General features: G+C 61.0%; 16 protein-coding genes and 1 pseudogene. 10 read left to right on the forward strand and 7 right to left on the reverse strand.

What is annotated here, in order from left to right:
* Window positions 1-573 (reverse strand): YqgE/AlgH family protein, encoded by a 573-nt coding sequence (locus BV911_RS06000; protein ID WP_086052779.1) that lies wholly within the window; start codon window positions 571-573, stop codon window positions 1-3.
* 124 nt (window positions 574-697) lie between these two features.
* Here BV911_RS06000 and BV911_RS06005 point away from each other — a divergent pair, with 124 nt between their 5' ends.
* Entirely contained in the window at window positions 698-1,522 is an 825-nt protein-coding gene (locus BV911_RS06005) for a protein-disulfide reductase DsbD domain-containing protein (protein ID WP_086052692.1), read from the forward strand.
* A 66-nt stretch (window positions 1,523-1,588) separates the two neighbouring features.
* Here the strand turns inward: BV911_RS06005 and moaB are convergent, their stop codons facing one another.
* Together moaB and BV911_RS06015 are read right to left on the reverse strand one after the other, a co-directional pair.
* Window positions 1,589-2,131: a molybdenum cofactor biosynthesis protein B gene (gene moaB / locus BV911_RS06010; protein ID WP_086052693.1), complete on the reverse strand. Its 543-nt coding sequence runs from the start codon at window positions 2,129-2,131 to the stop codon at window positions 1,589-1,591.
* 15 nt (window positions 2,132-2,146) lie between these two features.
* Window positions 2,147-2,920, reverse strand: coding sequence for a uracil-DNA glycosylase family protein (locus BV911_RS06015; protein ID WP_086052694.1), 774 nt, complete (start codon window positions 2,918-2,920; stop codon window positions 2,147-2,149).
* A gap of 104 nt (window positions 2,921-3,024) precedes the next feature.
* Here BV911_RS06015 and BV911_RS06020 point away from each other — a divergent pair, with 104 nt between their 5' ends.
* Genes BV911_RS06020 through plsY form a run of 4 tightly spaced genes read left to right on the forward strand, consistent with a single transcriptional unit; the run spans window position 3,025 to window position 6,414 of the window.
* Complete coding sequence (locus BV911_RS06020) at window positions 3,025-3,975, forward strand: aspartate carbamoyltransferase catalytic subunit (RefSeq protein WP_086052695.1); 951 nt, start codon at window positions 3,025-3,027, stop codon at window positions 3,973-3,975.
* A complete protein-coding gene (locus tag BV911_RS06025; protein WP_086052696.1) occupies window positions 3,972-4,520 on the forward strand; it encodes a hypothetical protein in 549 nt (182 codons plus the stop codon). The genes BV911_RS06020 and BV911_RS06025 overlap by 4 nt, the downstream gene beginning before the upstream one ends.
* Complete coding sequence (pyrC, locus tag BV911_RS06030) at window positions 4,517-5,806, forward strand: dihydroorotase (protein WP_086052697.1); 1,290 nt, start codon at window positions 4,517-4,519, stop codon at window positions 5,804-5,806. Before BV911_RS06025 ends, pyrC begins: the two co-directional genes overlap by 4 nt.
* A complete protein-coding gene (plsY, locus tag BV911_RS06035) occupies window positions 5,803-6,414 on the forward strand; it encodes a glycerol-3-phosphate 1-O-acyltransferase PlsY (RefSeq protein WP_086052698.1) in 612 nt (203 codons plus the stop codon). The genes pyrC and plsY overlap by 4 nt, the downstream gene beginning before the upstream one ends.
* 43 nt (window positions 6,415-6,457) lie before the next feature.
* Here the strand turns inward: plsY and BV911_RS06040 are convergent, their stop codons facing one another.
* Window positions 6,458-7,426: an adenosine kinase gene (locus tag BV911_RS06040; protein ID WP_086052699.1), complete on the reverse strand. Its 969-nt coding sequence runs from the start codon at window positions 7,424-7,426 to the stop codon at window positions 6,458-6,460.
* A 137-nt stretch (window positions 7,427-7,563) separates the two neighbouring features.
* Here BV911_RS06040 and lysM point away from each other — a divergent pair, with 137 nt between their 5' ends.
* Entirely contained in the window at window positions 7,564-7,986 is a 423-nt protein-coding gene (gene lysM, locus BV911_RS06045) for a peptidoglycan-binding protein LysM (protein WP_086052700.1), read from the forward strand.
* 47 nt (window positions 7,987-8,033) lie between these two features.
* Here lysM and ahcY read toward each other — a convergent pair whose 3' ends face one another.
* Window positions 8,034-9,425 (reverse strand): adenosylhomocysteinase, encoded by a 1,392-nt coding sequence (gene ahcY, locus BV911_RS06050; protein ID WP_086052780.1) that lies wholly within the window; start codon window positions 9,423-9,425, stop codon window positions 8,034-8,036.
* A gap of 159 nt (window positions 9,426-9,584) precedes the next feature.
* Here ahcY and BV911_RS06055 point away from each other — a divergent pair, with 159 nt between their 5' ends.
* Window positions 9,585-10,631, forward strand: coding sequence for a glycosyltransferase (locus tag BV911_RS06055; protein ID WP_168183995.1), 1,047 nt, complete (start codon window positions 9,585-9,587; stop codon window positions 10,629-10,631).
* A 60-nt stretch (window positions 10,632-10,691) separates the two neighbouring features.
* Here BV911_RS06055 and metK read toward each other — a convergent pair whose 3' ends face one another.
* Both metK and metH read right to left on the reverse strand, forming a co-directional pair.
* Window positions 10,692-11,876 (reverse strand): methionine adenosyltransferase, encoded by a 1,185-nt coding sequence (gene metK / locus BV911_RS06060; RefSeq protein ID WP_086052702.1) that lies wholly within the window; start codon window positions 11,874-11,876, stop codon window positions 10,692-10,694.
* A gap of 64 nt (window positions 11,877-11,940) precedes the next feature.
* Window positions 11,941-15,662 (reverse strand): annotated as a pseudogene (metH, locus tag BV911_RS06065) (methionine synthase).
* A 403-nt stretch (window positions 15,663-16,065) separates the two neighbouring features.
* Between metH and gcvT the strand changes: the two are divergent.
* The 3 genes from gcvT (at window position 16,066) to gcvP (ending at window position 20,507) form a co-directional block, all read left to right on the forward strand.
* Entirely contained in the window at window positions 16,066-17,196 is a 1,131-nt protein-coding gene (gene gcvT / locus BV911_RS06075) for a glycine cleavage system aminomethyltransferase GcvT (RefSeq protein WP_086052705.1), read from the forward strand.
* 18 nt (window positions 17,197-17,214) lie between these two features.
* Complete coding sequence (gcvH, locus tag BV911_RS06080; RefSeq protein WP_086052706.1) at window positions 17,215-17,574, forward strand: glycine cleavage system protein GcvH; 360 nt, start codon at window positions 17,215-17,217, stop codon at window positions 17,572-17,574.
* 86 nt (window positions 17,575-17,660) lie between these two features.
* Window positions 17,661-20,507, forward strand: coding sequence for an aminomethyl-transferring glycine dehydrogenase (gcvP, locus tag BV911_RS06085; RefSeq protein WP_086052707.1), 2,847 nt, complete (start codon window positions 17,661-17,663; stop codon window positions 20,505-20,507).
* Window positions 20,508-20,600 lie beyond the last annotated feature (93 nt).

The raw sequence follows: 20,600 nt of genomic DNA on the forward strand, positions 1-20,600 counted from the left end.
TTACGCGCGACCAGAGGTCGATGATAGCGAAATAGGATCAATGCCCAAAAGACCCAGCGCACCGCCCCATTTGCTGTCGCTGTCGGTCGAGAACACAAGATCCGCGGTCGCGTCGCTGATCAACCAAGCGTTGCTGCTGATCTCATCGTCAAGCTGCCCGGGGCCCCATCCCGCATAGCCAAGCGCCAGCAGACACTCTGTCGGGCCATCGCCCCGAGAGATATCTTCCAAGACATCCAACGTCGCGGTCATGCCAAAGCGCCGGTCCACCTGCAGCGTCGCCTCGCTGGCGGTGTAGTCGGACGAATGCAGTACGAAGCCGCGGCCGTGCTCCACCGGACCACCAAAGTGGATCGGCGGCGACTGCGACGGATCTTGCATTTCGATCGACAACTGATCCAGCAGATCAGAAAATCTGATGTCGCGCGCGGGCTTATTCACCACAAGGCCCATCGCCCCATCCTCAGAATAAGCACATATAAAGATCACGCTTTTTTCAAAGCGTGGATCGGTCATCCCTGGCATGGCAATCAGCAACTTGCCGGTCAGGTCTATGGTGTCGACTTTGTTCATGCCCCAATCAATCCACTGCCGGGGCCGGGGCGCAAGGGTCAGAATGGCTTGGAGACCCCCTTCTGGCGCATTTCTCGCTGGATTGTGACTTTCCAGAGGCCCAAAGCCGGTGGATAAGCACGTCATGTTCAATTTGACCCAATTTTGCCGCGCGCTTGCCTTTGCCGCGCTACTGGCACCTTCCGCGGCGTCGGCCCAATCGTTGGACGATGTCGTCGACCTTGATCTTCTCGACGGCTGGACCACGACCGAGGGCACCCATATCGTCGGTTTGCGCATCCGCCTCGCGCCGGGATGGAAAACCTATTGGCGCAGCCCCGGCGAGTCGGGCGTGCCGCCGATTTTTGATTGGAGCGCGGCACAGAACCTGCAAGGCGTCCGCTATCTCTGGCCCCGCCCACAAGTGTTTGAGCAGAACGGCCTGCGCAGCATCGGGTATCATGACGAGTTGGTATTGCCGCTGGAACTGTTCGCCCGCGACCCAGCCGCCCCCATCGTGCTGGCCGGTGAAATGGAATTGGGGGTGTGCAAGGATATTTGTATCCCCATGACCTTGGATATGTCCGGCCTAACCACCACGCCCGGCAGCAGGGATGGCACGGGAAGCCAACCCATTCGGCAGGCGCTGGCCGCACGGCCAAAGACCGCCGTTGAGGCCGGAGCAGGCCCGGTGACCTGCGCGGTCTCTCCGATTGCGGACGGGCTTCGCCTGACCACTTCGATTCCGGTGGCACGTCAGGGCGGCGATGAAATGGTCGTTCTGGAACCCGGTCGGGCCGATCTTTGGGTGTCCCAACCGGCAACCCAGCGCCGGAATGGCATCTTGACCGCGGCGGCCGATCTGGTCCCGCCCGAGGCCCGGCCCTTCACCTTTGATCGATCCAAGTTGCGGATTACCGTCATTGGTCGCGATGGCGCGGTGGACCTTCTGGGCTGTCAGGCCGGATAAAGTCCGACCTGCACCCCAAGGGGCACACAAGCTGTTGCCTGCCACCAATGCCGCCCTTCGAATGGGTCACTTGCGGCGCTGATGTTCCGACAGTCTGGGCAAAATTTCGATGAAATTACACGGTCGGTGACGGTAATCCAGCTGATGCACAAGGATCTCATCCCACGCATCCTTGCAGGCCCCGGGACTGCCGGGCAGTGCAAACAGATAGGTGCCGCCCGCTACACCGCCTGTGGCACGACTTTGCACCGCCGACGTGCCGATCTTGGCCATGGAGACCATGGTAAAAACCGTGCCGAATGCGTCAATTTCCTTTTCATAGACATCTCGGTGCGCCTCGACCGTGACATCGCGCCCGGTCAGCCCGGTCCCGCCGGTCGAGATCACCACATCTACCCCTGCATCCTGAATCCATGTGCGAAGCTGGGCCACGATCTGCGCCCGCTCGTCTTGGACGATCGACCGCACGGCGACCCTATGACCCGCTAGGGCAATCCGCTCGACCAGAATATCCCCGGACCTGTCTTCCGCCAGCGAGCGGCTGTCAGACACAGTCAGAACCGCAATGTTGATCGGCAAAAACGCGCGCTCAGGGGATGGTGTGGTCATGGTGTCTCCGATTCGTCAGTGCTGCTGTCCAAGGCGCGCCTTCAGGGACAGTAAATCCGCCCAAGCGTCGCGCTTGGCGGCCGGGTGTCGCAACAGATAGGCCGGATGCAGCATCGGCAAGCACGGCACACCTGCCGCCGATACCCAACTGCCGCGCAACCGGGTGATGCCACCGCGCTCTAGCACCGCCTGACAAGCGCCATTGCCCATCAAGATCAGAAATTCGGGCTTTGCCAGCGCAATATGGCGCTCAACAAAGGGCCGCAGCATCGCGATTTCATCAGAGGTGGGGGGGCGGTTCTGCGGCGGACGCCACGGCATCACGTTTGAGATATACACCGCATCAGCCAAAGTGTCGGCCTGACGCGCCAAACCGATGGCCAACAGCATCCGGTCCAGCAATTGGCCCACAGGTCCGACAAAAGGAAGTCCCTGCGCATCTTCGTCCCGGCCGGGCGCTTCGCCTAGGATCATGACTCGGGCGCCGGGCTGGCCATCTGCGAAGACCAGATTGCGCGCACCATGGCGCAGTTCGCAATGAGGAAAAGCGGCAAGCGCCGCCCGCAAGCCATCAAGGTCCCCGGCCGCCGCCGCAGCCGCCTGCGCATCGACAATAGGGTCTGGCAACATCGGTTCGGGTGCCGTGATCGCCGGAGACTTGACCGCAGAAACCGTCACCGGCGCGGCATAGCGATCCACCGGCACGTCGCCAATGGCTTCGTCCGCGCCAAGCTCGGCCTGCCAGTCCAGTAGCGCCTTCAGCGCAAGGGGATCGATCCATTCAGTCATGGCGCCAATCTAGGCCTCCGTCAGCGCAAGGTAAATGCCCGGCCGTCTTGCCCCCCGTCGATCCTGAGCCTATAAACCGCGCATTACCGGCAAACGGGGGCAGTATGACATTCCGGGCGAAGCATCTGCTGGGCATAGAACCTCTGCACCCAGACGAAATCACCACCGTTCTCGATCTGGCCGACAGCTATGTCGAGCTAAGTCGGCAGGCCAAGAAGCATTCCGATGTGCTGGCCGGTCTGACCGTGATCAACATGTTCTTCGAGAACTCCACCCGGACCCAAGCCAGCTTTGAAATCGCCGGCCACCGTCTGGGCGCCGATGTGATGAACATGGCGATGCAGGCCAGTTCGATCAAAAAGGGCGAGACCCTGATCGACACCGCGCTGACCCTCAATGCCATGCATCCCGACCTTCTGGTCGTGCGGCATCCCCATTCCGGCGCGGTTAACCTGCTGGCCGAAAAGGTGAATTGCGCGGTCTTGAACGCCGGAGATGGATTGCACGAACACCCCACCCAAGCCTTGCTGGATGCCCTGACCATCCGGCGGGCGAAGGGGCGGCTGCACCGGCTGAACATCGCAATCTGCGGCGACATCGCCCACAGCCGGGTTGCACGGTCGAACATCCTGTTGCTTGGCAAAATGGAAAACCGCATTCGCCTGATCGGGCCACCGACCCTGATGCCGGCTCAGATCGAAGAGTTCGGCGTCGAAGTTTATGACGACATGCGCGCGGGCCTTGCCGGCTGCGACGTGGTCATGATGCTGCGCTTGCAGAAAGAACGGATGGATGGCGGGTTCATCCCATCGCAGCGGGAATATTATCACCGCTACGGGCTGGACGCGGAAAAGTTGAGCCATGCTAAGCCGGACGCCATTGTCATGCATCCCGGCCCGATGAATCGCGGTGTCGAAATCGACGGCACCTTGGCCGATGACATCAACCGCAGCGTCATCCAAGAACAGGTTGAAATGGGGGTCGCCGTGCGGATGGCAGCCATGGATTTGCTGGCCCAGAACCTGCGCAATCGGCGGCGCGAGGCCGCCGCGTGACCAACCCACAGACCTCTGGCTGGGACGGCATTCTGAACCCCGGGGAACGGGTGCTGTGGCAAGGCCAGCCCGACGGGTCCATTGACCTGCACATGCTTCGGGTCGGCAAGGTGCTGCCGGGGCTTGCGGCCACCGCCTTTGTCATCTGCTTCTCGTACCTCGCCACCCGCAGCGCCTTAGATGACGGCCCGATCGGCTTGATCTTTGCGTTGTTCGGCATGTTCTTTGTGGTCATTACGCTGCATTCTGCGGGCGGCTATGTGCTGACCGACGCCTATCGCCGCCGCCACACGTGGTACACGCTGACCAATCAGCGGGCGTTTATCGCCGTCCAGACGCCACGCGGCAAGTCTTTGGATGCCTACCCGATCACATCCGCCACCGTGATCGAATTCGACGGCACCGAGCCGGGAAATCTGTGGTTCGCGACCGATTTCAAGAAGACGAGGCGCAGCAGTGCGCGCATTAAAATTGGATTCGAACGGCTGCACGACAGTCACCACGTCAATGACCTGATCCGTCAGGTCCAGCGGGAGCAGGCATGAGCTTTCTCTTTGAAAATGCCCGATTGATTGACCCTGACGCCGGAACGGACCGCGTCGGCCACCTGATCGTCACCCACGGCCGGATCACCGCGATCGAGGACCAGAGCACCGCGTTCCCCCCCGATCAGTTCCCGGACACCGCCCGGATGGATTGCAACGGGCTTTGTCTGGCGCCGGGCCTTGTGGATATGGGCGTTAAAGTCGGAGAACCCGGAGAACGGCACAAGGAAAGTTTCAAGACCGCCGGAAACGCCGCGGCCGCAGGTGGCGTGACCACCATGGTCACGCGCCCCGACACATTGACCGCCGTCGACAGCCCCGAGGTTCTGGATTTCGTGACCCGGCGCGCGGCCGAGATGAGCCAAGTGCGCATTGCCCCTATGGCCGCTCTGACCCGCAATCGGGAAGGGCGCGAGATGGTTGAGATCAGCTTTCTGATCGATTCCGGCGCGGTGGCGTTCACCGATGGCGATCACGTCCTAACCGACAACCGGGTGCTGTCGCGCTGCCTGACCTATGCCCGCAGCCTGAACGCGCTTGTCATCGCCCATCCGCAAGATCCCGGCCTCAGCCGGGGCGCCGCCGTGACCTCAGGAAAATTCGCCACGCTGCGCGGATTGCCTGCCGTGTCGCCAATGGCCGAGCGGCTTGGCTTGGAACGGGATCTGGCCTTGGTCGAAATGACCCGGGCCCGCTATCACGCTGACCAATTATCCACCGCCACCGCCCTTCCTGCGCTTCGCCGTGCCAAGAATCAGGGGCTGGATGTGACCGCAGGCGTATCGATCCACCATCTGACCCTGAACGAGTTGGATGTCGGCGACTACCGGACCTTCTTTAAGGTAAAGCCCCCCTTACGATCCGAAGACGACCGGCAAGCCATGGTCGAGGCCGTCGCGGAAGGCCTAATCGACGTGGTCTGTTCCATGCACACGCCGCAAGATGAAGAAAGCAAACGCTTGCCGTTTCAAGAGGCCGCCAGCGGTGCCGTCGGGCTGGAAACCTTGTTGCCCGCCGCGATGCGCCTGTATCATTCGGGCCAGATGACCCTGCCGGGCTTGTTTCGGGTGCTCTCACTCAACCCCTCGAAACGTCTGGGACTTGAGGGCGGTCGCCTGAGCATTGGTGCGCCCGCCGATCTGGTGCTGTTCGACCCGCACGCCCCCTTTATTCTGGACCGGTTCACATTGCAGTCCAAATCCAAGAACACACCCTTTGATGGTCAACGCATGCAAGGCCGGGTGCGCGGCACTTGGGTCGGCGGCACCCGGGTGTTCGGCCAATGATCCCCGCCTTGACCTCATCACCGCTGTTGCTGGGTCTGTGCGCTGTGCTGGCCTATCTGCTGGGTTCGGTTCCGTTCGGCATGGTGATGGCCCGGCTCTTTGGTCTGGGCGATCTGCGCCAGATCGGGTCGGGCAATATCGGCGCGACGAATGTGCTGCGCACGGGCAACAAGCTGGCGGCTTTTCTGACGCTGATCCTCGACGCAGGCAAAGGGGCCATCGCCGTCCTGCTTGCCCGTGCGGCTTTGGGCGAAGACGCGGCCCAACTGGCCGGGTTGGCGGCGTTTCTTGGCCATTGTTTTCCGGTTTATCTGGGGTTCCATGGCGGCAAGGGCGTGGCCACGTTCCTTGGCACCTTGCTGGCCCTGTTCTGGCCGGTTGGCGTGGCGGCCTGCGCCACATGGGCGGTGACCGCCGCCATCAGCCGGTATTCATCGCTCTCGGCGCTGGTGGCGGCGGTGTCGGCTCCGGTCTGGTGTTGGCTGTTCGGTCGCCCGGACCTGATCCTGCTCACTATCTGCCTAGCCGGTCTCGTGCTGTATCGCCACAGCGCGAATATCACCCGGCTTCGGGCCGGAACCGAACCCAAGATCGGCAAAAAATCCTGAGGCCCCGCAACTTGCGATGGGCCACAGGGTCCTTGATCCCGGATCAGGCCTCCACTGTGGCCTGACGCGCCCCGAAGTGGCAGATGACCCGTGCGGCAAGGGCGGCGCCTTTCCCGGCGGCCTCTTCGCCGGTTTGCCCTAACGCAAGCCCGCTGAGGAACCCGGCAGCAAAGGCGTCCCCTGCCCCGGTGCTATCCACGACCTTGTCCACCGGAACAGCCGGAACCGCGACCACAGGCCCGCCATCGCACACCATCGCCCCCAGCTCGCTCCGGGTTAAAGCCACCACATCCACATGAGTCATCGCCCAGTCCAGCGCCGCCGCGGCGTCCGCTGCGCCGGCGAGGGCACAAAGCTCGGACTCGTTGCCGATCAAAATATCGCAATGCGCCTCGACGAAGGCCAACATGTTCCCGCGTTGGCGGTCGACACAGGCGGCATCGGACGGCGTCATCGCCACTTTCGCGCCTGTCGCATGCGCCAATTCTGCGGCACGGATAATGTTGGCAGGACCGTGCGGCGCGTCCCAATGATAGCCCTCAACCAGGAGGATCGCCGTACCCGCCGGCAAGGTGTCGGGCAGATCCGACGGCGCCAAGCATTCACATGCGCCAAGGAAGGTGCTCATGGTGCGTTCCCCATCCGGGGTCACCATGACCACGCAGCGGCCGGTGCCAACCCCATCGGTGCGCGACACCACCGGGCAAGAAACGCCGACGCGGGCCATTTCCGCGCGGAACAGATCCCCCAGTTCGTCATCGGCCACCATACCAAGGAAGCTGCCGCCATGTCCAAGATCGCCGATATGGGCAATGGTATTGGCCACAGAGCCACCTGATTGCTGCACACCCGGTCCGATTTCGGCGTAAAGGGCGGTTGCCGACGCACTGTCGACCAGATGCATCTCTCCCACCGTCAAGCCGTGGCGCGACGGCCCTTCCATATCGATCGAGGCAAGTACATCGACGAGAGGATTGCCGATCCCGGCGATCTGAGGTTTGGACGAGGTCATGAGCTATCTCCGGAAACGCGAGGAACGATTGGCCGTGTATATCGTTGAGGGATGCTTGTCACACAAGTGATGGGTGATAACACTAAAGTGCGGATCACGCGGCCCTCTGCCGCATCCGGACAATGGAGGTCATTTCTATGGGACTATTCAGCTTTTTCAAAGGCAAAGGGAAGAAACTTGGGTCTGCGGCCGCGGCCGAGGCACCGTCGGCTGATGACCTGAAAACTGAGCTTAAAGAACTGGGTCTCGACGAGGGGCTAGATGTGACGATTGATGGCGACAAGGTCAAAATCAACGGCACGCCGAAGGATCAAGCCACCAAGGAAAAAGCCATCGTTGCAATGGGCAATATCGAAGGCATCGCCAGCGTCGAAGATGAAACGCCGGGCGATGAGCCGACGTTCTATACCGTTGTCTCTGGGGACACTTTATCTGGCATCGCCAAGAAAACCTTGGGCAACGCCAATGCCTATATGAAAATCTTTGACGCCAATAAGCCGATGCTGTCGAACCCTGATAAAATCTATCCCGATCAAGTGTTGCGCATCCCGCAAGATTGATCGCAGCAGAAAAAAAGGGCGCGCCGGTGTGGCGCGCCCTTTTTTATTCAGTACCGGTAGTGTTCCGGCTTGAACGGGCCATCCGCCGACACGCCGATATAGGCGGCCTGCTCATCCGACAGCACGCTCAGCTTTGCCCCGACCTTGGCCAGATGCAGACGGGCGACCTTTTCATCCAGATGCTTCGGCAGAACGTAGACTTCGTTCTTATACTGGTCGCCCTTCGTCCAAATTTCGATCTGGGCCAACACTTGGTTGGTGAACGATGCGCTCATCACGAAGGACGGGTGGCCGGTGGCATTGCCAAGGTTCAGCAGACGCCCTTCGGACAGCAGGATCAGTCGGCTGCCGGACGGCATCTCGATCATGTCCACCTGCTCTTTGATGTTGGTCCACTTGTGGTTCTTCAGGGCCGCCACCTGAATTTCATTGTCGAAATGGCCGATATTGCCGACGATGGCCATGTCCTTCATCTCGCGCATATGCTCGATGCGGATGACATCCTTGTTGCCGGTGGTGGTGATGAAGATGTCCGCGGTCGCCACGACATCTTCCAGCGTCACCACCTCAAACCCGTCCATCGCCGCTTGAAGCGCGCAGATCGGATCCACTTCGGTCACCTTGACCCGGGCACCGGCCCCGCGCAGCGATGCAGACGAGCCTTTGCCAACGTCGCCATACCCGCAAACGACAGCGACCTTGCCGGCCATCATCGTGTCCGTGGCCCGGCGAATACCGTCGACCAAGGATTCTTTGCAGCCGTACTTGTTGTCGAATTTCGACTTGGTCACGCTGTCATTGACGTTGATCGCCGGGAACGGCAGGTGGCCTTTTTCCATCATCTGATAGAGGCGATGTACACCCGTGGTGGTTTCTTCGGTCACACCTTGGATCATATCGCGTTGCTTGACGAACCAGCCCGGGCTTTTCGCCATGCGCTTGCGAATTTGCGCGAATAGGGCCACTTCTTCCTCGGATGTGGGCACCGCGATCAGGTTCTCTTCGCCTTCCTCAACCCGCGCACCGATCAGGATATAAAGCGTCGCATCGCCGCCATCATCCAAGATCATGTTTGCGCCGCCTTCGGGGAAATCGAAAATGCGGTCGGCGTAATCCCAGTACTCTTCCAAAGTCTCGCCCTTGATCGCGAATACCGGCGTGCCCCCGGCCGCGATGGCGGCAGCGGCGTGATCTTGGGTTGAGAAGATGTTGCAAGAGGCCCACCGCACATCCGCACCAAGTGCGGTCAGGGTCTCGATCAACACCGCCGTCTGGATGGTCATGTGAAGCGATCCCGCGATGCGCGCGCCGCTCAGCGGTTTCGCAGAACCAAACTCTTCGCGCACCGCCATCAGGCCGGGCATTTCCGTTTCCGCTATGTCGAGTTCCTTGCGGCCATAGGCGGCAAGGGCAATATCCTTGACAATATAATCGTTCACTTCAGTCTCCGACAGCAATGTGGATTGGCCCAATCAGCTAGCACCCTTCCCCTAAGCCGACAAGCCGAACCACCGGTATAGGTGCCGGACCGGTCCCAGCGCGTTGACTCAGGCAGGGCAGACTGCCAAAGGTGCCGCCAAACCTTGATGAGGGGCACCATGACGCAGATCCTGAGCCAGACACGCGGACCAGAGCATCCCAACGCAGTTGTCTTTGCCTGCGACGACGGTCATCTTCCGTTCGCAATATTCGCCGCCGACCGCATCCGCCGGGTCGAGCCTGACGGCAAATTCGATATCATGATCTGTATGCCGGACATCTCGAATGTGCCCGAACGGCACAAATCTGGGCCCGTGCGGTTCTGTCAGATTGATTTCACCGCCCTGCCCGATGTGCCGATGGTCAAGGACTGGATCACCAACGCGACCTATTTCCGCTGGGTGCTGCCCAACGCGTTCGTCGCCGAATACCAGACGCTGTTCTACATGGACACCGACACGTATCTGGCACGTCCCGGCGTGCAGCGGTTGTTCGACGGGATCACGGTCAAGGTCCCCCTGTCCGCCTGCACGGAATTCCTGAATCTCGGCGCGTTGAACGAAGACGAGACGACACGTCCCGACCGGGCCAAGGCGCGCGATCTGGGCGGCAAAAACGGCGAATATTACAACGCCGGGGTCTATGTCTGCCAGCCCGAGGAATTCATCGCCATGAACGGGTTGGAACGGTTCGTCATCGCCGCCCAGAAAAACGTCGAGTACCTGCCCATCCACCGAGATCAGGATCAGGGCGCGATGAATCTGGCCTTTGCCGATGATATCCTGCCGCTTAGCCCACTTTACAACTGGCGCGCCCGGGCGTGGCTGCACGAGCGCGAAGTCAGCCGCTACAACCCTTTTCTGCTGCATTTTGCCGGTCCCCCGAAACCGTGGAACCGGCACGACAATCCTTTTATCATCAGCTACGCAGAAGAATACCTAGGCTTTCTGGCCCGCGAGTTTCCACAGATCGAGTCCAAGACTCTGCCGCGCACGGCAGCGTGGCGACGCGAGAACCCCAAGCACAAGATCAAACTGCTGGAGGATATCCGCATCAAGCTTTACCTTGGCCGCGCGGCAAAAAAGCTAAAAAGCTATCAAGACAAGCATATCGACGTGAAATTCGACTGGATGGATCAGAAAATCGCCGAATCCGTGATCGGCTAATCACCGGACATCCCTTCACCGATAAAGAAAAAGGCACCCGAAGGTGCCTTTTCGCCAAGATCAGCCCACCATCCGCTCAAGACCAAAGGCATTGGCAAGATCGTCGGCAAGATCGGTCTTCTCCCACGAGAAGCCGCCATCGTCGTCGGGGGTCCGGCCAAAATGCCCATAAGCCGACGTGCGGGTGTAGATCGGGCGCAGAAGTTGCAGATGCTCGCGGATGCCGCGCGGCGTCAAACGCACCATCGCCCGCAAGGTCTCGGACAGTTTTGCTTCGTCAGCGCGCCCGGTGCCCATCGTATCCACGTAGATCGCTACCGGTTCTGGCACCCCAATCGCATAGGCCAGCTGAATCTGGCACTTGTCGGCCAGACCGGCCGCCACCACGTTCTTCGCCAGATAGCGCGCGGCATAGGCCGCCGAGCGATCGACCTTAGTCGGATCTTTGCCGGAAAACGCCCCGCCCCCATGAAGTGCTGCGCCACCATAGGTATCGACAATGATCTTGCGCCCCGTCAGGCCCGCGTCGCCATCCGGTCCGCCAATCACGAATCGGCCGGTCGGATTGACGATCAGACGCGCCTCGGGAACGCTCCAGCCTTCTGGCAGCACCCGCGCCACATAGGGGCGGACCATCTCGCGCACCTCTTCGGTGCTGAACTCTTCACCATGCTGCGTTGACACCACCACGGTATCCACGCCAACCGGCGCACCATCCTCGTAGCGCAAGGTAACTTGGCTTTTCGCATCAGGCCCAAAGCCGGGCTGAACCCCGGACTTCCGGTCTTCGGCCATCAGACGCAGGATACGGTGGGCCAACAGGATCGGCGCCGGCATCAATTCAGGGGTCTCGTTACAGGCGTAACCGAACATGATGCCCTGATCGCCCGCGCCCTCTTCGCCCTTGTTGCCCTGATCAACCCCCTGCGCGATGTCCGCAGATTGTTCGTGCAGCAGATTGTTCACGGCACAATTGCGCCACGAAAAGCCCTTTTGCTCGTAACCGATGTCACGAATGGCGGCGCGGGCGATCTCTTCGACCTGTTGCATCACGGAATTGGGTCCGCGCACCTCGCCAGCGATGGTGACATGGTCGGTGGTGGCAAGGGTTTCACACGCCACCCGCGCCTCGGGTTCTTCGGCCAGAAAAGCGTCCAGAATTGAATCCGAGATCCTGTCGCAGACCTTGTCCGGATGACCCTCGGAAACCGATTCACTTGTAAATAGCCAGGATTTCTTGCTCATCTTATCCGTCTCCTTCAGCCCATCGGTCCCGGGCAAATCACGACGCTGCGGTCGGTTGTTCAGATTACTTGCGGGCAGGTGTGTAGCCGAGATTGGGGGCAAGCCACTGCTCGACCTCGGCAATGTCCATGCCCTTACGCACGGCATAATCAGCGACCTGATCGGCCCCGATTCGGCCAATGCCAAAATAGGCCGCCCCAGGATGGGCGAAGTACAATCCCGACACCGCCGAAGACGGCCACATGGCGCAGCTTTCCGTCAACTCAAGACCGGCTGTTTTCCCAGCATCGAGCAAGGCGAAAAGCGTGCGCTTTTCAGTATGATCCGGGCTGGCAGGATACCCCGGCGCCGGGCGGATACCAACATATTTCTCAGAGATCAGATCGTCATTGGTCAGCGCCTCATCGACGGCATAGCCCCAAAGGTTGCGGCGCACCCGCTGGTGCAACGCCTCGGCAAATGCCTCGGCCAAGCGATCGCCCAAAGCCTGCACCATGATGGAGTCGTAATCATTGCCATCAGCCTTGAACCCATCGGCAAGATCATGAACTTCAGGGCCAACATTCACCGCAAAACCGCCCAGCCAATCGGGTGTGCCGATGGGCGCTACGAAATCCGCAAGACACATCGAAGCTCGGTTCCCCGACTTGCCGCCCTGCTGTCGCAGCATCGGGAAGCGGGCCAATTCAACCGTGCGGGTTTCATCGGTCCAGACGATCACATCGTCGCCGTCACTGTTGGCGGGCCAATGGGTGACCACGCCGCGCGGCGAAAACCAATTTTCATTCGCGATCTTGTCCAACATCGCAAGTGCGTTTTTGTGCAGATCCCGCGCCGCCTCGCCCATTTGTGGATGGGTCAGGATACCGGGATAGGTTGCGCGCATTTCCCAAGTCCAGAAAAACGGCGACCAATCGATGAAGGGGATCAGGTCCTTCACCGTCATGTCATCAATCACGGTCTGGCCCGGCGCATTCGGAGCGGGCGGTTGATAGCTGTCCCAGCCGCCGTCAAAGGCGTTGGCACGGGCATCGACCAAAGGCGTTGTCGCCCGGTCACCCGCCGCAGCCCGCGTCTCGCGCAGCTTGACCTGCTCGGTCAAGATGCCCTCAAGAAAGTCAGGCGACAGAGTTTTCGACAACAGCTTTGAGACCACGCCCACAGCCTTCGACGCATCATCTACATGGACCACGCCATGATCATATTCCGGCGCAATCCGCAGTGCCGTGTGTTTCTTCGAGGTGGTCGCCCCACCAATCAACAACGGCAACGAAAAGCCCTGACGCCGCATTTCAGACGCAACATCAACCATCCGGTCCAGCGATGGGGTGATGAGACCGGAAAGGCCGATGATGTCGGCCTTTTCTTCGCGCGCCCGCTTCAGGATATCCTCGGCGGGCACCATGACGCCCAGATCGACCACGTCGTAATTGTTGCACTGTAAGACAACCCCGACGATGTTCTTGCCGATGTCATGCACGTCGCCCTTGACCGTCGCCATCAGGATTTTGCCCTTGGCCGAGGTATCGCCGGAGCGTTTCTTTTCCTCTTCCATAAACGGAATAAGGTGGCCAACGGCGGCTTTCATCACCCGGGCGGATTTAACCACCTGCGGTAGGAACATCTTACCTTCACCGAACAGATCGCCGACGACGCTCATCCCATCCATCAACGGGCCTTCGATCACATCAAGCGGCTTATTAGCGGCCTGACGGCATTCTTCGGTATCGGCCACCACGAAATCGGTGATGCCATGCACCAGCGCGTGACGGATCCGGTCATTGACCGGGGCTTCCCGCCATTTCGGGTCGGCCTTTTTCTGCGCCTCGCCGGACCCACGGTATTTATCCGCAATCTCCAGCAACCGGTCGGTGGAGTCGGGGCGGCGGTTCAGTAGCACATCCTCGACCCGTTCACGCAATTCTTCCGGGATGTCGTCGTAGACCGTGATCTGACCGGCATTGACGATGGCCATGTCCAACCCGGCCCGGATTCCGTGATACAGGAAGGCCGAGTGCATCGCCTCGCGCACCGGATCGTTGCCGCGGAAGCTGAAGGATACGTTCGACAAGCCGCCGGAGATATGGCTGAGCGGCATCTCGGCCTTGATCAGGCGGCAGGCGTCGAAAAAGGCATTCGCGTAATCGTTATGTTCTTCGATGCCGGTGGCGACAGCGAAAATGTTGGGGTCAAAGATGATGTCCCACGGATCGATCCCGGCCTTCTGGGTCAGCAGATCATAGGACCGTTTGCAGATCTCGAACTTGTGCTGCGCGGTTTCGGCCTGCCCGCCCTCGTCGAACGCCATGACCACAACCGCCGCGCCATAGCGGCGAACCGCCCGGGCCTGTTCTAGAAACGGTGCCTCGCCCTCTTTCAGCGAGATCGAATTCACGACACTGCGGCCCTGCACGCATTTCAGGCCGGCCTCGATCACTTCGAACTTCGAGCTGTCGATCATCACAGGCACGCGGCTGATATCCGGCTCGGACGCGATCAGATTCAGGAAGGTGACCATCGCCTCCTTACTGTCCAAAAGCCCTTCATCCATGTTCACGTCAAGGATTTGTGCGCCGTTTTCGACCTGTTGCCGGGCGACCTCGAGCGCGGCGGGGAAATCGCCCGCCATGATCAGTTTCTTGAACCGGGCCGAGCCGGTCACATTGGTGCGTTCGCCAATGTTGATGAAATTTGCGATACTGCTCATGCTGCGCTCTCGTCTTGGTTGTCAGTCGATGGCCCTGCGACCTCGAACATTTCAAGACCCGACAAGCGCATCTTCTCGACCGTGCCTGGCACCTTACGCGGAGCCTTGTCCGCCACCGCCTTGGCAATGGCGCGAATGTGGTCTGGCGTGGTGCCGCAGCAACCGCCGACAATGTTAACCAACCCGGACGCCGCCCATTCCGCCAGATGATCCGATGTTTCACGTGGAGTTTCGTCATAACCGCCCATGTCATTGGGCAGGCCAGCATTCGGATAGGCAGAGATCCGGGTGTCAGCCACGCCCGACAGGGTGCGGATATGCTGGCGCATTTCTGCAGCACCCAGCGCACAGTTCAGGCCGACGGCAAACGGCTTGGCATGGGACATGGAGGCCCAGAATGCCTCGGGCGTCTGGCCGGTCAGGGTGCGCCCCGACAGATCCGTGATGGTGCCTGAGATAATGATCGGCGGCACCGCCACGCCCTGATCGCGCAGGCTTTCTATGGCATAGATGGCCGCTTTGGCATTCAAGGTATCGAAAATGGTCTCGACCAGCAGGATATCAACGCCGCCATCGATCAACCCGCGCGCCGCTTCGCCGTAAGCATCGGCCAGTTGATCAAAGGTGACGCCACGCTTGCCGGGATCGTTAACATCTGGTGACAGGCTGGCGGTCTGGTTGGTGGGGCCGATCCCGCCTGCGATCCAGATCGGGCGTTCGGGCGTGGCCACGGCATCTGCCGCCTCGCGGGCGATCCCGGCCGAGGCGACATTCATCTCATAGGCCAGATCCTGCATGCCATAATCAGCTTGGCTGATGGCATTTGCACCGAAGGTGTTGGTCGACAGGATATCTGCGCCCGCGTCCAGAAACGCCGCATGAATGTCGCGGATCATGTCGGGCTGGCTGAGGCTCAGCAATTCGTTGTTGCCGCCCACATCCGAATTGTGGCTGACGAACCGCGTGCCGCGATAGGTCGCCTCATCGGGTTTGTGTTGCTGGATCATCGTCCCCATGGCCCCATCCAAGACCAGAATACGACGGGCGGCGTGGGTTTCCAGATCAGTTGATGCGGTCATGGTCGTCCTTGGTCTGCAGCCTGATCCGCCGGTCCGCTCTTCATGTCCAAGAGACGACTTTGGCGGGCAAGCCTGTTATCAGCCGGGTATATCGGGGAATTCGAGAAAAGCCAGCTTTGAGGCATCAAAGCGTTACTGGCTATGGCGCAGAAACACAATATTTACTGTGCAAATGCCGTGCAGAACCGGCGTTATGCGGCGCGGCAACGGTTCCCGGGCCAATGGCGATGCGCTTCGGCCCCACTATGCGGACATTCTGTCGCGCCACCAGCCCGGGATTTCGTCGGATTTCGGGGCAGACCGGCGCTGTTCCTGGCCAGAGTGAACAGGAAAAGACGGCAAAGGCCTTGCCACTTGCGCGGGCGAATGCACTATCACACCGGTCAGCATTCACGGAGGACCGATGCCCGATCTGCTTAAAACACCCCTTCACGGCCTCCATCTGAAGCTGGGGGCCCGCATGGTGCCGTTTGCCGGATATGACATGCCGGTTCAGTATCCTTTGGGGGTCATGAAGGAACACCTGCATTGCCGCGCCCGTGCCGGGTTGTTCGATGTCAGCCATATGGGGCAGATTTTGATTCACCCAAAATCCGGCGACCTCCGGGACGCCGCCTTATCATTAGAGACGCTCGTGCCAGCGGATATCGCCGGTCTTTCCGCCGGACGTCAGCGCTATGGCCTGTTCACCAACCCGGAAGGCGGCATTGAGGATGATCTGATGATCGCCAATCGCGGCGACCATTTGTTTTTGGTGGTGAACGCCGCGTGTAAAGCGGCTGACCTTGCCCATCTGCAAGCGCATCTGCCAGACAGTTGCACGATCACACCCGTGACCGACCGGGCACTGCTGGCGCTTCAGGGCCCCGACGCCGAGGCGGTTCTGGCCCGGATCGTACCGGACGTCGCGACCATGCGGTTCATGGATGTCGCGGTGATCGACAGCCCGTTTGGCCCGCTTTGGGTGTCGCGATCCGGCTATACCGGCGAAGACGGCTATGAGATTTCGGTGGCCGACGATCAGGCCGAGGCCTTTGCCAGCGCGCTTCTTGCGGAGGACGCAGTCGAAGCCATCGGGCTGGGTGCCCGGGATTCCCTGCGCCTAGAGGCCGGTCTGTGCCTCTATGGTTCGGATCTGGACACCGCCACCACCCCGGCCGAGGCCGATCTCGGCTGGGCCGTCCAGAAAGTCCGCCGCAGTGGTGGCGCGCGAGAAGGCGGCTTCCCCGGCGCGGACCGCATTCTGCCAGAACTGGCAAGCAGCCCGGCCCGCACCCGCATCGGCCTGCGCCCCGAAGGCCGCGCCCCGATGCGCCCCGGCACCGTTTTGTACGCCAGCCCCGACTCCGACACCCCGATTGGAACCGTCACGTCCGGCGCCTTTGGTCCGTCAATCGAGGGGCCCATGTCGATGGCCTATGTCGCGACGGACCACATCAGCCCCGGCACCTTGATTTTCGGCGACGTGCGCGGCAAACGCTTGCCTGCGACTGTCACGAAAATGCCGTTTCGTCCCGCCACCTACAAACGCTAAGTCCCGGAGACCACACAGATGAAATTTACCGAAGAACATGAATGGCTGCGCGAAGAAGACGACGTGATCGTTGTCGGCATCACCGAACATGCCGCCACCCAACTGGGCGATCTGGTGTTTGTCGAATTGCCCTCGGTCGGCACCGAAGTGGTCAAGGATGACGAAGTGGTGGTGATCGAGTCGGTCAAAGCCGCCTCAGACATCTTGGCTCCGATTGACGGCGAAATCGTCGAAGTCAACGAAGCGTTGGTCGAAAATCCCGGCTTGGTGAACGAAGACGCCCAAGGCGACGCGTGGTTCTTTAAAATCAAGCCATCGGACCCGTCGCAAATGGACGATATGATGGACGAAGCCGCTTATAAAAAATTCGTCGACTAAGTCTTCGCCTTGTCCAAACTGCGCAGTCCGGCCCGTTCCGGGCTGCGTCCGTCCCGTGACGTTACCGCCTCAGGAGCTTGCCAGCGATGCCCTTCGTTCCCACCGACTACCAGCCCTATGATTTCGCCAATCGCCGCCATATCGGCCCCTCTCCGGCGGAAATGACGGCCATGCTGGAGGTTCTGGGGGTCGCGTCTCTGGACGAGTTGATCGACCAGACCGTACCGGCCTCGATCCGCCAGACCGAGCCGCTGGAGTTCGGGAAACCCAAATCCGAAAGCGAATTGTTGCGGCACATGCACGGGGTCGCGTCCAAGAATAAGGTACTGACCTCGCTCATCGGGCAGGGTTATCACGATACGATCACCCCGCCCGCGATTCAGCGCAATATCTTTGAAAACCCGGCATGGTACACCGCCTACACCCCCTATCAGCCGGAGATCAGCCAAGGCCGTCTTGAGGCGCTGCTGAACTATCAGACCATGATCTCGGATTTGACCGGACTGGACATCGCCAATGCGTCCCTTCTGGACGAGGCGACCGCCTGTGCCGAAGCGATGACCATGGCGCAACGGGTGGCAAAATCCAAAGCCACGGCGTTTTTCGTCGACGAAAACTGTCACCCCCAGAATATCGCAGTGATGCAGACCCGGGCCGCACCGCTGGGCATTGAGATCATCATCGGCGCGCCCGAGACCCTTGTGCCCGAAGACGTCTTCGGTGCGATCTTCCAGTATCCCGGCACCTATGGCGACCTGCACGATTTCACCGACCCGATCGCCGCGTTGCACGCGGCCAAGGCCATCGGCGTTCTGGTGGCCGATCCCATGGCACTGACCCTGCTGAAAGAACCCGGCGCCATGGGGGCTGACATTGCCGTCGGCTCGACCCAACGCTTCGGTGTGCCGCTGGGATATGGCGGCCCGCACGCCGCCTATCTGGCCTGCCGCGACGCGTACAAGCGCAACCTGCCGGGCCGGATCATCGGCGTATCGGTCGATGCCCGGGGCGAGCGCGCCTATCGGCTGTCGCTGCAAACCCGCGAACAACATATTCGCCGCGAAAAGGCGACCTCCAACGTCTGCACGGCGCAGGCACTGCTCGCGGTCATGGCGTCGTTCTATGCGGTCTTCCACGGCCCCGACGGGCTGAAAGCCATTGCGCAGCGGATCCACCGCAAGACCGTGCGGCTGGTCGACGGGCTGGAATCGGGCGGCTTCACCGTGTCGCCCGCCGCCTATTTCGACACCGTGACCATCGAGGTCGGCGAAATGCAGGGCGTGATCCTGAAATCGGCGCTGGCCGAGGGCATCAACCTGCGCCGGATCGGCAATGACCGGGTCGGTATCACGCTGGACGAATGCACCCGCCCCGACACGCTGGAAGCCGTCTGGCGCGCCTTTGGCATCGACCGCAAGGATGCGCCGACGCATGAGTACCGCATTCCCGACGCACTGGTGCGCACCAGCACCTACCTGACCCATCCAGTGTTTCACATGAATCGGGCCGAGACTGAGATGATGCGCTATATGCGCCGCCTGTCGGACCGCGATCTGGCACTGGACCGGGCGATGATCCCGCTGGGCTCTTGCACGATGAAGCTGAACTCTGCCGCCGAAATGATGCCGGTCAGCTGGCCGGAATTCGCGCGCATCCATCCGTTTGTGCCTGATGATCAGGTGCTTGGCTACCGGCAGATGTTGGATGACTTGGGCAAGACACTTTGTCAGATCACCGGTTATGACGCCATGTCGATGCAGCCCAATTCCGGCGCACAGGGCGAATATGCCGGACTTCTGACCATTGCCGCCTATCACCGCGCGCAAGGCGACCAAGACCGCAAGATCTGCCTGATCCCGGTCAACGCCCACGGCACCAACCCGGCCTCGGCGCAGATGGCGGGCATGTCGGTGGTGGTCGTGGCCTGCACCCGCAACGGCGATATCGACGTCGCCGATTTCCGCGCCAAGGCCGAAGCGGCGGGCGACCGTTTGGCCGCTTGCATGATCACCTATCCCTCGACGCACGGCGTGTTCGAGGAAACCGTCCGCGAGGTCTGTGAAATCACCCATGCCCATGGCGGGCAGGTCTATCTCGACGGGGCCAACCTGAATGCGATGGTTGGCCTCAGCCAGCCAGGCAAGATCGGCGCGGATGTCAGCCACCTGAACCTGCACAAGACGTTCTGCATCCCACATGGCGGCGGCGGCCCCGGCATGGGTCCGATCGGCGTGCGGGCGCATCTGGCCCCCTATCTGCCCGGCCACCCTGAAACCGGCGGCCGCGAAGGGCCGGTCAGTGGCGCGCCCTTCGGCTCGGCAGCAATCCTGCCGATCAGTTGGGCCTATTGCTTGATGATGGGCGGGGCGGGCCTGACCCAAGCCACCAAGGTCGCGATCCTGAACGCCAACTACATCGCCAAGCGGCTGGAGGACGCCTATCCGATTCTCTACAAAGGGAAAAATGGCCGCGTCGCGCATGAATGCATCCTCGATGCCCGCCCCTTCGATGAGGCGGCTCATATCACCGTCGATGATATCGCCAAACGCCTGATCGACCACGGGTTCCACGCGCCCACCATGAGCTGGCCGGTCTCGGGAACCTTGATGGTAGAGCCGACCGAATCCGAAACCAAAGCCGAATTGGACCGATTCTGCGAGGCGATGCTGGCCATTCGGGCCGAGATCGACGCGGTCGCCGAAGGCCGGATCGACGCCAAGAACAACCCGTTGAAAAACGCGCCCCATACCACAGCCGACCTGATTGCCGACTGGGACCGCCCCTATAGCCGCGAAGCCGGATGCTTTCCGGCCGGGGCCTTCCGGGTCGACAAGTATTGGCCAGCCGTCAACCGGGTCGATAACGTTTATGGGGATCGCAACCTCGTATGCACCTGCCCGCCGCTGTCAGACTATCTCGACGCGGCGGAATAATCTTGACCGGCGCGCAGTCCCAAATCTGCGCGTCGGACCGGTTTTCACCTTCCGTCCCGCCTGCCCCCCCCGCCGTATCAGCGCCCCATCGCC

Source organism: Pseudoruegeria sp. SK021, from assembly GCF_002119405.1.
Classification (GTDB): domain Bacteria; phylum Pseudomonadota; class Alphaproteobacteria; order Rhodobacterales; family Rhodobacteraceae; genus Meridianimarinicoccus.